General features: G+C 66.1%; 15 protein-coding genes and 1 pseudogene. 3 read left to right on the top strand and 13 right to left on the bottom strand.

Going from position 1 to position 11,198, the window contains the following annotated elements; translation table 11 throughout:
* Nucleotides 1-108: 108 nt before the first annotated feature.
* Genes rpsQ through rpsJ form a run of 11 tightly spaced genes read right to left on the bottom strand, consistent with a single transcriptional unit; the run spans nt 109 to nt 5,663 of the window.
* Complete coding sequence (gene rpsQ, locus AC5Y5O_RS02580; RefSeq protein WP_096284783.1) at nt 109-453, bottom strand: 30S ribosomal protein S17; 345 nt, start codon at nt 451-453, stop codon at nt 109-111.
* A complete protein-coding gene (rpmC, locus tag AC5Y5O_RS02575) occupies nt 453-698 on the bottom strand; it encodes a 50S ribosomal protein L29 (protein ID WP_096284781.1) in 246 nt (81 codons plus the stop codon). Before rpmC ends, rpsQ begins: the two co-directional genes overlap by 1 nt.
* Complete coding sequence (gene rplP, locus AC5Y5O_RS02570) at nt 698-1,114, bottom strand: 50S ribosomal protein L16 (RefSeq protein WP_096284779.1); 417 nt, start codon at nt 1,112-1,114, stop codon at nt 698-700. Before rplP ends, rpmC begins: the two co-directional genes overlap by 1 nt.
* 3 nt (nt 1,115-1,117) lie before the next feature.
* Nucleotides 1,118-1,948, bottom strand: coding sequence for a 30S ribosomal protein S3 (gene rpsC, locus AC5Y5O_RS02565; protein ID WP_096284777.1), 831 nt, complete (start codon nt 1,946-1,948; stop codon nt 1,118-1,120).
* Nucleotides 1,948-2,532, bottom strand: a complete 585-nt coding sequence (gene rplV / locus AC5Y5O_RS02560) for a 50S ribosomal protein L22 (protein WP_096284775.1) — start codon at nt 2,530-2,532, stop codon at nt 1,948-1,950. The genes rpsC and rplV overlap by 1 nt, the downstream gene beginning before the upstream one ends.
* Complete coding sequence (gene rpsS, locus AC5Y5O_RS02555; RefSeq protein WP_025738376.1) at nt 2,529-2,810, bottom strand: 30S ribosomal protein S19; 282 nt, start codon at nt 2,808-2,810, stop codon at nt 2,529-2,531. Before rpsS ends, rplV begins: the two co-directional genes overlap by 4 nt.
* An 18-nt stretch (nt 2,811-2,828) precedes the next feature.
* Nucleotides 2,829-3,671 carry a 50S ribosomal protein L2 gene (gene rplB / locus AC5Y5O_RS02550; protein WP_096284773.1) on the bottom strand — a complete coding sequence of 281 codons (843 nt, stop codon included), beginning with the start codon at nt 3,669-3,671 and terminating at the stop codon, nt 2,829-2,831.
* A 29-nt stretch (nt 3,672-3,700) separates the two neighbouring features.
* Complete coding sequence (gene rplW / locus AC5Y5O_RS02545; protein ID WP_096284771.1) at nt 3,701-4,003, bottom strand: 50S ribosomal protein L23; 303 nt, start codon at nt 4,001-4,003, stop codon at nt 3,701-3,703.
* Entirely contained in the window at nt 4,003-4,689 is a 687-nt protein-coding gene (gene rplD, locus AC5Y5O_RS02540) for a 50S ribosomal protein L4 (protein WP_096284769.1), read from the bottom strand. Before rplD ends, rplW begins: the two co-directional genes overlap by 1 nt.
* Nucleotides 4,689-5,342 carry a 50S ribosomal protein L3 gene (gene rplC / locus AC5Y5O_RS02535; protein WP_036466700.1) on the bottom strand — a complete coding sequence of 218 codons (654 nt, stop codon included), beginning with the start codon at nt 5,340-5,342 and terminating at the stop codon, nt 4,689-4,691. Before rplC ends, rplD begins: the two co-directional genes overlap by 1 nt.
* A gap of 15 nt (nt 5,343-5,357) precedes the next feature.
* Nucleotides 5,358-5,663 carry a 30S ribosomal protein S10 gene (gene rpsJ / locus AC5Y5O_RS02530; protein WP_003873519.1) on the bottom strand — a complete coding sequence of 102 codons (306 nt, stop codon included), beginning with the start codon at nt 5,661-5,663 and terminating at the stop codon, nt 5,358-5,360.
* 628 nt (nt 5,664-6,291) lie between these two features.
* Here rpsJ and AC5Y5O_RS02525 point away from each other — a divergent pair.
* Nucleotides 6,292-6,420, top strand: a pseudogene (locus AC5Y5O_RS02525) (cytochrome P450); the annotation flags it as partial.
* On the opposite strand, the gene AC5Y5O_RS02520 reads toward AC5Y5O_RS02525, so the two are convergent.
* On the bottom strand, nt 6,386-6,991 hold the full coding sequence (locus tag AC5Y5O_RS02520) for a TetR/AcrR family transcriptional regulator (RefSeq protein ID WP_279304455.1): 606 nt from the start codon (nt 6,989-6,991) through the stop codon (nt 6,386-6,388). The pseudogene AC5Y5O_RS02525 and the gene AC5Y5O_RS02520 sit on opposite strands and share 35 nt — an antisense overlap.
* A gap of 147 nt (nt 6,992-7,138) precedes the next feature.
* On the opposite strand from AC5Y5O_RS02520, the gene AC5Y5O_RS02515 reads away from it, so the two are divergent.
* Both AC5Y5O_RS02515 and AC5Y5O_RS02510 read left to right on the top strand, forming a co-directional pair.
* Nucleotides 7,139-8,770, top strand: coding sequence for an MFS transporter (locus AC5Y5O_RS02515; RefSeq protein WP_500023571.1), 1,632 nt, complete (start codon nt 7,139-7,141; stop codon nt 8,768-8,770).
* Between the two features lie 433 nt (nt 8,771-9,203).
* On the top strand, nt 9,204-9,476 hold the full coding sequence (locus AC5Y5O_RS02510) for a hypothetical protein (RefSeq protein ID WP_133160819.1): 273 nt from the start codon (nt 9,204-9,206) through the stop codon (nt 9,474-9,476).
* Between the two features lie 287 nt (nt 9,477-9,763).
* Here AC5Y5O_RS02510 and mftG read toward each other — a convergent pair whose 3' ends face one another.
* Nucleotides 9,764-11,194: a mycofactocin dehydrogenase MftG gene (gene mftG / locus AC5Y5O_RS02505; protein WP_500023569.1), complete on the bottom strand. Its 1,431-nt coding sequence runs from the start codon at nt 11,192-11,194 to the stop codon at nt 9,764-9,766.
* Nucleotides 11,195-11,198: the final 4 nt, after the last annotated feature.

The raw sequence follows: 11,198 nt of genomic DNA, 5'->3' as shown, positions 1-11,198 counted from the left end.
GACCATTTTTCGCAGTGGGATTACGCTCGCCAACGCTGAGTCGACCCAGCTCGCGAAAGCAAAACGCCCGAGACCGTGAGGTCTCGGGCGTTGCATGCCACTCGGACGTTACTTGGCCTTTTCCCGTACTTCGACGAGCCGCCACCGCTTGGTGGCCGACGTCGGCCGGGTCTCCATCAGCAGGACGCGGTCGCCGACGCCGGCGTCGCCGTTCTCGTCATGCGCCTTGACCTTCTTGGTTGTCCGGATGATCTTGCCGTACAGCGAGTGCCGGGTACGCTCTTCCAGCTCGACGACGATGGTCTTCTGCATCTTGTCGCTCACCACGTAGCCGATGCGCGTCTTGCGCCGGCCACGCGTCTTCGGGTTCGCCGGAGTGTGCTGCGGGCCCTTCTCTTTCGAAGCGCCATCCTTCGCGGCGGCTTGCTTGGGGGCGGCTTTAGCTTCTGCCATCACGATTCCTTAGTTCCGTCGGATCCGTCAGGACCACTAGCCAGGCCCAGCTCTCGTTCACGCAGCACCGTGTACACACGGGCGATTTCCGAACGCACCGTGCGCAGCCGGCGGTTGTTGTTGAGCTGTCCGGTCGCCATTTGGAAGCGGAGGTTGAACAGCTCCTCCTTGGATTCGCGCAGGCGCTCGGTCAGCTCCTCGTCGGTGAGCTCGCGCAGTTCGCCAGGCGAAATACCCACTGCCATCAGAACTGATCCTCTCGGGTGATGATGCGTGCCTTGATCGGCAGCTTGTGGATTGCTCGAGTGAGCGCCTCGCGAGCGGTCTGCTCGTTGGGGTAGCTGAGTTCGAACAGCACCCGGCCCGGCTTGACGTTGACCACCCACCACTCCGGCGAGCCCTTACCCGAACCCATGCGGGTTTCGGCGGGCTTTTTGGTCAGCGGACGGTCGGGGAAGACGTTGATCCACACCTTGCCACCACGCTTGATGTGCCGGTTGATCGCGATACGAGCCGACTCGATCTGCCGGTTGGTGACATAGGCGTGCTCGAGGGCCTGGATCCCGAAGTCGCCGAAGTTCACCTCCGTGCCACCGCTGGCGATGCCGCGCTGGCGTGGATGGTGTTGCTTGCGGTGCTTAACTCTGCGGGGAATCAACATGATTCAGCTCTCCGTGCTCTGCGGTTCCGCTGCAGGCGTCGCCTCCACCGGAGCCGCACTCTCTTCGGCGCCCGCGGCTCGTCCAGCCTCAGTGCTGGTGGCCGTGGTACCCGATGCGCCGCTGCGGCGTGGGCGGGTGCCCGACGGCCGTTCGCGGCGCGGACGGTCGGCGCCCGCCGGTGCGGCAGCGGCCAATTCGCGCTTGCCGCCGACGATGTCGCCCTTGTAAATCCACACCTTCACGCCGATCCGGCCGAAGGTGGTCTTGGCCTCGTACAGGCCGTAGTCGATGTCGGCGCGCAGGGTGTGCAGCGGAACTCGGCCCTCGCGGTAGAACTCCGAGCGGCTCATCTCAGCGCCACCGAGGCGGCCCGAGCACTGCACCCGGATGCCCTTGACGTTGGGCTGACGCATCGCCGACTGGATGGCCTTACGCATCGCGCGACGGAACGCCACCCGGTTGCTCAGCTGCTCGGCAACGCCCTGCGCCACCAATTGTGCTTGCGACTCCGGGTTTTTCACCTCGAGGATGTTCAGCTGCACCTGCTTTTTGGTCAGCTTCTCCAGGTCCGCGCGGATTCGGTCGGCCTCGGTGCCGCGGCGGCCGATGACGATTCCGGGACGCGCGGTGTGGATGTCGACGCGGACGCGGTCGCGGGTGCGCTCGATCTCCACGTCGGCGATGCCGGCGCGCTCCAGACCGGTGGACAGCAGCCGGCGGATCGCCACGTCTTCCTTGACGTAGTCGGCGTACTGCTTGTCGGCGTACCAGCGGGACTTCCAGTCGGTGGTAATCCCCAGCCGGAAGCCGTGCGGATTGATCTTCTGGCCCACTACTCTGAGCCTCCCTTCGCGTCAGAAGTCTCAGACGTCTTGGCTTCGGCTTGCGGCGCAGCCTTTTTCGCGGGCGCCTTCTTGGCGGCGGGCGCCTTCTTGGCAGGTGCGGTGGCCCCCGGGGAGCCGGCCTTCTTCGCCGGTGCCTTCGCGGCGGCCTTGCTGCCCTCGGCACGGCGGGTGCGCGACGACTTCGAAGACTGCTGGTCCTTGCTCGGGCGGCTTTCCACCACAACGGTGATGTGGCTGGTGCGCCGGCGGATCCGGAACGCACGGCCCTGGGCGCGCGGACGGATCCGCTTGGCAGTGGGACCCTCGTCGGCGTAGACGGAGGCGACCACCAGGGTCGCCGGGTCCAGGCCATCGTTGTTCTGCGCGTTGGCGGCAGCACTGGCGATCACCTTGGCGACCGGCTCACTGGCGGCCTGCGGCGCCCAGCGCAAGATGTCGAGCGCGTCGGCCACCGACTTGCCGCGCACCAGGTCGATGACCCGGCGCGCCTTGGTCGGCGAAACCCGCACGAACCGTGCTTTGGCTGTGGCCGATGGGAAAGCCGACGGATATTCAGTCGTCGTGGTGCTCATCGGCGCTTGGCCTTTCGGTCGTCCTTGATGTGGCCCTTGAACGTGCGCGTCGGCGCGAACTCACCGAGCTTGTGGCCGACCATCGCCTCGGTGACGAACACCGGGACGTGCTTGCGGCCGTCGTGCACCGCAAAGGTGTGGCCGATGAAGTCGGGAATGATCGTCGAACGACGCGACCAGGTCTTGATGACCTGCTTGCTGTTCTTCTCGTTCTGCACGTCCACCTTCTTGAGCAGGTGGTCGTCGACGAACGGTCCCTTTTTCAGGCTGCGTGGCATCTGTTACTCCTCGACTTCCTAGCGACCGTGCTTCTTGCCGGTGCGCCGGCGTCGGACAATGAGCTTGTTACTGGCCTTGTTCGGCTGACGGGTACGGCCCTCGGGCTTACCCCACGGGCTGACCGGGTGGCGACCACCGGAGGTCTTACCCTCGCCACCACCGTGCGGGTGGTCCACCGGGTTCATCACGACACCACGGACGGTCGGGCGCTTGCCCTTCCAGCGCATACGACCGGCCTTGCCCCAGTTGATGTTCGCCTGCTCGGCGTTGCCCACCTCGCCGACGGTGGCGCGGCAGCGCACATCGACGCGGCGGATCTCGCCGCTGGGCATACGCAGCGAAGCGTAGGTGCCCTCTTTACCGAGCAGCTGGATGCTGGATCCGGCCGACCGCGCCATCTTGGCGCCGCCACCCGGGCGCAGCTCCACGGCGTGGACCAAGGTACCGGCCGGGATGTTGCGCAACGGCAGGTTGTTACCGGGCTTGATGTCGGCGTTGGCGCCGGACTCCACCACGTCGCCCTGCGAGAGTCCTTGCGGGGCGATGATGTAACGCTTCTCGCCGTCCAGGAAGTGCAGCAGCGCGATGTTGGCGGTGCGGTTCGGGTCGTACTCAATGTGTGCGACCTTGGCGTTGACGCCGTCCTTGTCGTTGCGCCGGAAGTCGATCTCCCGGTAGGCGCGCTTGTGGCCGCCACCCTTGTGACGAGTGGTGATGCGGCCGTGCGCATTACGTCCGCCATGTCCGTGCAGCGGGCGCACCAACGACTTCTCCGGCTCCGTCCGAGTGATCTCGGCGAAGTCGGAGACGCTGGCGCCGCGGCGACCGGGGGTCGTCGGCTTGTATTTGCGAATTGCCATGTCTAATCAGGTCTTTCTCTCGCGCGCGGCTAGGCCGGAGCTCCGAACAGGTCAATCGGCTTGCTGCCCGCGGCCAGGGTGACAATCGCGCGCTTGGTGCCTTTGCGCTTGCCGAACCCGGTGCGGGTGCGCTTGCGCTTGCCCTGCCGGTTCGCGGTATTCACCGATGCGACCTTGACGGAGAAGATCTTCTCGATAGCGATCTTGATCTGCGTCTTGTTCGAATCGGGGTGCACCACGAAGGTGTACACGTTGTCGTCGAGCAGTCCGTAGGACTTCTCCGAGATGACCGGAGCCAGGATGATGTCGCGTGGGTCAGTGACGGTCGCCATCAGGCCGAAACCTCCACATCGTTGTTGTCAGCCTCGTCGTTGTTTTGAGCACTGCCCGAAGCTGCCGCGATATAGGCGTTGAGCGCCTCGACGCTGAACACCACATCGTCGGCACGCAGCACGTCATAGGTGTTGAGCTGACCCGGCGCCAGGATGTGCACACCGGGAAGGTTGCGCACGCTCTTGGCACCGGCCTCGTCGGTGCTGCCGATGACGACCAGCACCTGCTTGCGGTCGGTCAGCGTGTTCAGAAATGCCTTGGCGCTCTTGGTCGACGGCGTCTGACCCGACACCAGCTCGGTCACCGCGTGGATGCGGCCGTTACGGGCCCGGTCGGACAGCGCCCCGCGCAACGCGGCGGCGATCATCTTCTTCGGCGTGCGCTGGCTGTAGTCGCGCGGCTTGGGGCCGTGCACAGTGCCACCACCGGTGAACTGCGGGGCGCGCGTCGAACCTTGCCGCGCACGTCCGGTGCCCTTCTGCCGGTAAGGCTTACGGCCACCACCGCTGACCTCGCCGCGCGTCTTGGTCGAGTGCGTGCCCTGGCGAGCCGCCGCGCGCTGCGCGGTGACCACCTGGTGCATCAACGCGATATTGGCTGGGGCGTCGAACAATTCGGCGGGCAGCTCGATCGAGCCGTCGACCTTGCCGTCCGGCGTCTTGACGTCAATCTTTACCGCTGCCATTACTTCTCACCTCGTTTGATCGCGGTGCGAACCACGACGAGTCCGCCGGTGCGGCCGGGGACCGCACCCTTGATCAGCAGCACACCGTTCTCGGCGTCGACCTTGTGCACCACCAGGTTCTGCACGGTCACCCGGTCGTTACCCATCCGGCCCGCCATCCGCGTGCCCTTGAAGACGCGCGCGGGAGTGGCGCAACCACCGATGGAACCCGGGCGACGGTGCACCGCCTGGGCGCCGTGGCTGGCGCCCTGGCCACGAAAGCCGTGGCGCTTCATGGTGCCGGCGAAGCCCTTGCCCTTGGAGGTACCGGTCACGTCGACATAGGCGCCGTCGGCGAAAATCTCCGCCGTCAGCTCCTGGCCGACCTCGTATTCGGCGGCCGCCTCCGGGTTGTCCAGACGCAGCTCGGCCAGGTGACGGCGCGGGTTGACGCCCGCGGCGGTGTACTGGCCCGTGACGGGCTTGTTGACTTTCCGTGGGCTGATTTCGCCGTAGGCCAACTGCACGGCGCTGTAACCGTCGAGTTCCGGGGTGCGAATGCGCGTGACCACGTTGGGACCGGCCTTGACCACAGTCACCGGCACGACCCGGTTGTTCTCGTCGAACACCTGCGTCATGCCCAGCTTGGTACCCAGAATGCCTTTTCTTGCCATGAGTTCGTCGATCCCCTACTGGATGTTGACGTCGACACTGGCCGGCAGATCGATGCGCATCAGTGCGTCAACGGTCTTCGGCGTCGGATCAAGAATGTCGATCAACCGCTTGTGGGTGCGCATCTCGAAGTGCTCCCGCGAGTCCTTGTACTTGTGCGGGGAGCGGATGACGCAATACACATTCTTCTCGGTCGGCAGCGGCACCGGCCCTACGACGCTGGCACCCGTACGGACGACGGTCTCGACGATCTTGCGCGCCGAGGCGTCGATAGCCTCATGGTCGTAGGCCTTAAGCCTGATGCGGATCTTCTGTCCCGCCACGCTTCTCCTACCCTCACTCTTCTTGAAGCCCGGGGCACCCGGGCTTATATCCATGTCTCAGTGCCCCCGTCGCGCCGACCCGACCCGGCCCATCTGGGGCCGATCGAGCGCCGCGCCGGATACTGCGCCGCTGTTTACCTGTCGTGGTTCACCGGCCCCCGCGGTCGGGCGTGTCACCCTCACACAGCCTTGTTCGCGGCCAAAAATAGTCGCTCCAAGGATGGGACCGGACGCGCCCGTTTGGGCGCTGGTCGTATGCCCGGCCAGGCGTGAACCCGGCTCAAGGCAACCCGAACAGTATGCCCTAGATCATGGCCCAAACAAAATTCCGGTGGTGGGTCAGTTTGCATCAGTCATATCGCTGGCCTGACCTGCGCAGTAAGGTCCCTCTCTTCGCCGTTTGAGCGGAGTCCCGATAGGCCCGAGCGATGCTCAATTTTCGGCGTTGGTTATCCCGAGAGTTCTATCTCTGGTCATGCCGCATCTATGAGGACTGGCACGAAGTCGAACTGACCTCTGATGACGGCGAATGCATCCGCTTCTGCTGCTACGGCGACCTCACGGGGTGGTGGCCCGAGCGCTGGGAGTTCCACTGCTCGTGCGAACAGCGTGATCGGGGGAAGGACGGCTGAACGGCATTTTCACCGAACTGCTGCCGCGACCGAAATCCATTGAGCTGGGCGGCGAACCGGAACCGATCGCCACGACGTTCGTCGGTGGACTCAAGCACCTGCCGATTCGATACTCGCCGCGCTAGCCCTGCTTTGCGCGCGCTGAACGTGCAGGAAACCGTCGACGGCCGCGAACGCACATTCCCGGTAGTCGAAATCCGGCAGGGTCGACAAACGCCCCAGCACCAGCGGGCCGATCAGCAGGGCGATGGCCCGGGATCGGTCCACCTCGCCCAGTTCCGCGGCCTCCGGACTGTCGAACAAGGCGTCGAACGGCGCCGCGTACTGCTGGGCGATGCGTTCGCGAAGCGTGGTGATCGCCGGGCTGTCTGTGCAGTTGTCGTGGTGCGGTTCTGGCATACCTTCCAGGTCGCGGCCCAGCGCCAACCACGACATGGCGGTCATCAGCGCGGGGGCTTGGGCCACCGATTCGGCTTGGGCAAGCATCAAGGCGACAAGCCGATCCCGCAGCGAGCCCTCGTCGGGCGGTGTCGGGGACGGCGGTATCAGGCTGTTGAACGCCGCGGCCAGCAAATCATTGCCACTCGGGAAGTGGCGATACAGGGTGGCCCTGGCTACGTTGGCGGTACGGGTGACCGCTTCCACGGTCACCGCGCTGGGACCCCCGGAGTTCAACAGCGTCGCGGCGGCTTCCAGTAAACGAGCCCGCGATCGCGCGGGCCGGGGATCCGTACTTCCCTCGGTGATTGTGACTCACCTCCCTGTTTAGAAGCAAGACCATCGGTCTACCTACGAGACTATTGGTCTCTAAACTTCGCACGCCCCCGGAGGGAGGCGCATCTCATGGTCGATGTCTTGACCCGGCCTGACCAGCGTACTGATCCAATGAGCATTGGCGGTAGCCCGCGCGCGCGAGTCTGGACCCTGGCGGTCGCCTGCATGGGGGTCGCGCTGGTGGTCGCATCCATGACCGCCCTGAACACCGCGCTGGGCGACCTCGCGGTGGCAACCTCGGCGACGCAGTCGCAGCTGAACTGGATTGTCGACGGGTACACCGTGGCGCTGGCTTGCCTGCTGCTGCCGGCCGGAGCGATCGGTGACCGCTACGGCAGGCGCGGCGCGCTGCTGACCGGCCTGGTGGTGTTCGCGCTCGGCTCGGTCACGCCGGCGATCCTGCACGCTCCCATGCAGATCATCGCGGGGCGCGCGGTGGCCGGTGTCGGCGCTGCGTTCGTCATGCCCGCGACGCTGTCACTGCTGACGGTGGCCTACCCGAAGGACGATCGGATGAAGGCCGTCGGCATCTGGGCCGGCACCGCGGGATCCGGCGGGGTCTTCGGCCTGATCGGATCCGGCCTGCTGCTGCACTTTTGGGATTGGCACGCGATCTTCTGGTCATTGGGCATCGCGGGGCTGGTGATCTTCGCCCTGGCGTGCACCGTGTCGCCATCGCGCGACAACAACGCTCCCCGCGTCGACGCGCTGGGGGCGGTTCTGATCGGGGCCGCAGTCGCGATCGCGGTGGCCGCCATCCTGGAAGCCCCCACTCGCGGCTGGGACGATCCTCTGGTCTGGGGCGGGATAGCCGCCGGGGCTATCATCGCGGCGCTGTTCGGTGTCGTCGAATTCCGGCGGCGCCAACCACTTCTCGACGTGCGACTGTTCGCCGACCCTAATTTCGCCACCGGGGTCGCCGCGATCGTCGTGCTGTTCGGCGCGACGTTCGGGTTCTTCTATATCGGTATGCAATACGTCCAGCAGATCATGGGTTATTCACCGCTGACGACGGCAGTTGCTTTCGGCCCGTTCATGATTCCGCTGGCGATTTTCTCGGCGCTGTCGTTTTGGTATGTGCCGAAGCTCGGACTGCGGCTGGTGCTGTTCATCGGCACCCTGCTGATGGCGGTTGGTTTCGGGTGCATGTACACCCTCGACCTGCACTCGAGCTACTCTCAGTTCGCATGGCCGACGTTGATCCTGGCCACCGGCATCGGGATATGCACGGCACCAACGACTTCGGCGATCATGGGCGCGGTGCCCGACGAAAAGCAGGGCGTGGCCTCCGCGGTGAACGACACCTCGCGCGAGATGGGTGGGGCACTGGGCATCGCCGTGGCGGGTTCGATCCTGGCCGGACGCTATTCGCACGAGCTCGCGCCGCAGCTGGCGAGCTTCCCGCCGGCGGTGCGGGGCCCGGCCACCGACTCGCTCGCCAAGGCCGTCGAGGTGGCCGGCCGGCTCGGGCCGCAGGGGGCCAAGCTCGCCGAGCTGAGCAAGACCGCCTTTCTGACCGCCATGCATGCGTCGACGATCGTGATGGCGGTGATCGTGGCCGCGATCTCGATCCTGATCGGCCTGTGGGCGCCGGGGCGAGACGGCAAGCAGCTGAGCCTGGTGCGCCGGGTGTCTGGCCGCGGCGACGGTGGATCGGACGCTCGCGAACCGCTCGTCCAGCACGACGGCGCCGATCGGTAGCTCGCCCGTCCGCCGAACCCATTCGTGGGCGCACCGCACCAAGGGCGCGGGCCGAAAAGTCGTACCGCAGAACGCACGACGGAAAGTACCAGCGGCCAGGGCGCGATCCGTGCGGTCGGTGCCGGTGGCCGAAATTCACGCTCGAAAGGTACTTGAAACGGCCAGATCGTTCTGGTATCAGAGATACATATCGACAGGGACAGGTCATCTCGCAGGATGAGGTGGATGTGATGTTGATGAGTACTTACTCACGCAGACAACGAGTACGCCGGTCGTCGCCGGCGCCGAGTGGCGTTGCACGGTCCGCATTGTCGAGACTGACACGTGCAGAGCTATCGACGGGCTCGTCGGGGCACCCAGTCTGTTTGTCTCGCTGGATAATTCGCTGTGCATCAATGCCAGCGCCGGATCGGCCGTACAGCGGGGTGATCACGTGAGCGTGGCGATTGAGCCGTGCTGCCCGGCGTTGGTGGAGGCAGCGGCCATCGTGGAGGCCGAGTGGATACGCGTGCGCTGCTCGAGCGAGAAGGGTGCTCATGTCACCGGTGGGCTGCCCGCGCGACGGCCGGGTCCGCGTCGAGCGAGCACCGTAGTGACCGTGGGACCCACGCCGTACGCAGGGTCGGTCGAGCAAGCCAGGCCGGACGCACGCTGGCAGGTGAGCATGGTGTGGCCGCGCCAGCGATCGCCTCCGCTGCACTCGTGATTGCCACTGCGACAAGCCCATTCGAGCTGAAGGAGGTGGTCTGCTAGCAGAGCCATTGCACACCACGGTGATACGGCTGTCATGCCGTCCACGAATATTGCGACGCATATCTCGCGCATGACGCACCATCATCCGCGCGCACCGCCACTGGTCGTGGCCATTTACGTGGAACGCATGAACGCAGTCTCATCGGGCGGGTCGCGCCCCCTCGACATCTCGGCCAACCGAGCGCGGCCCGCCCAGCCACCGTGGCCCGGGCAACCGGAAGGCCCGGCAGAGCCGCCGCTTCAGCGGACGAATTCCACTGCCCGGTGACCGATCATCACGATGGTCGCGTGCGGGCCGCGGCTGGTGATGCCCGGCAGGACGGAGCCGTCGATCACCCACAGGTTGTCCATCCCACGCACCCGGCACCGAGAATCGACGACCGCGTGCGGGTCACCGTCGGGACCCATCGGTGCGCTGGAGCACAGGTGCTGCGATGTCGCCCATACCGGCGGCCCGACATATGTTGCCGCACCGGTAAGTTCGCGCGCCAGCTCGCTGCCGCGGCGCAACGCGGCGATGTCTTCGGGTTCGCTGTCGTAGCGGTGCTCGATGCGCGGGGACACGGCCGGATCCGCGGACACCAGCGAGATGCGCCCGCGCGCCCGCGGCTGCATCAGCGCGACCCCGAGATGCGGCCAGTCGGGATGGCCCGCCGTGCCGTCACCGGTCATCGCGACGAACCCACCCGTGTACGGCCGGATCTCGATATCGTCGGCGGTGTTGAGCACCACCTCCAGCACGGGCCGCCCAGTGGCCACCGCCCAGTCGGTGGGCAGCACCCATTCGGGGTGATCGCGGCAGTTCATCCCCACCGGAAGCGGTGCCACCACCGGCACGCCGAGTGCTTGCAGCATCGCCTCCTCGCCAATGCCGGACAGCATCAGCAGCTGCGCTGATTGAATGGCACCGCCACACAAGATGATTCGGTCAGCGGTCAGCGACATCGGGCCTTGCGGGCCGACGACGTCGACCCCGAAGGCAATGGTGCCGTTGAACCGCAGCCGCACCGCCCGAGTCTGCGACAGCAGGGTCAGGTTGGATCGCCCCAGCGCCGGCAGCAGATAGCCCGCACCCGGCCCGATGCGGATGCCGTCGACGATGTTAAGCGGCACCGCGCCGACGCCCGGTGCCGGCTCGGGACCGCAATCGTTGAGATCGGCTGTCCAGGAAAACCCGGCGCTTTGCGCTGCGGCAATGAAACGCTCAGTGGTACCGGTCATTTCGTGTGTGCGGCGAACCAGAATCGGCCCGCTGTCGCCATGGGCGGGACCGGTGAAGTCCAGGTCGGTCTCGATGGCCCGGAAATGGCCGATCACGTCGGACCATGCCCAGCCCGGTATCGCGGCCCGATCGAAGTCACGCGGCAATCCGCGGCAGAAGTATCCGCCGTTGACCGCCCCCGAACCGCCGAGCGTCGCCCCCCGCACGATCGGCAGTTCGCGAACGGGCTGATCGGTGATCCGGCTCGCATAGCGCGCCACCAGCGGGCTGCCCGCCCCGATCGGCAACTGCAACCCGTTGGCGGTTTGCGCCAGCAGCGCCGGGTCAGCGAGCGCGGGACCCGCTTCCAGGACGGTCACGGTCCGTGCGGGGTCGGCGGAAAGGCCTTCGGCAACAACAGATCCAGCACTTCCGGCGCCGACGATCAGCACATCGCTGTGCGTTGTCAAGGCG

The organism is Mycobacterium sp. NGS40, assembly GCF_059812735.1.
The sequence above is the reverse complement of the archived record's forward strand: the minus strand, read 5'-3'. Positions and strand labels throughout refer to the sequence as shown.

Coding starts and splice junctions, on each gene's coding strand:
- rpsQ (WP_096284783.1), bottom strand. CDS start 453: ATGGCAGAAGCTAAAGCCGCCCCCAAGCAAGCCGCCGCGAAGGATGGC.
- rpmC (WP_096284781.1), bottom strand. CDS start 698: ATGGCAGTGGGTATTTCGCCTGGCGAACTGCGCGAGCTCACCGACGAG.
- rplP (WP_096284779.1), bottom strand. CDS start 1,114: ATGTTGATTCCCCGCAGAGTTAAGCACCGCAAGCAACACCATCCACGC.
- rplV (WP_096284775.1), bottom strand. CDS start 2,532: ATGAGCACCACGACGACTGAATATCCGTCGGCTTTCCCATCGGCCACA.
- rpsS (WP_025738376.1), bottom strand. CDS start 2,810: ATGCCACGCAGCCTGAAAAAGGGACCGTTCGTCGACGACCACCTGCTC.
- rplB (WP_096284773.1), bottom strand. CDS start 3,671: ATGGCAATTCGCAAATACAAGCCGACGACCCCCGGTCGCCGCGGCGCC.
- rplW (WP_096284771.1), bottom strand. CDS start 4,003: ATGGCGACCGTCACTGACCCACGCGACATCATCCTGGCTCCGGTCATC.
- rplD (WP_096284769.1), bottom strand. CDS start 4,689: ATGGCAGCGGTAAAGATTGACGTCAAGACGCCGGACGGCAAGGTCGAC.
- rplC (WP_036466700.1), bottom strand. CDS start 5,342: ATGGCAAGAAAAGGCATTCTGGGTACCAAGCTGGGCATGACGCAGGTG.
- AC5Y5O_RS02515 (WP_500023571.1), top strand. CDS start 7,139: ATGGTCGATGTCTTGACCCGGCCTGACCAGCGTACTGATCCAATGAGC.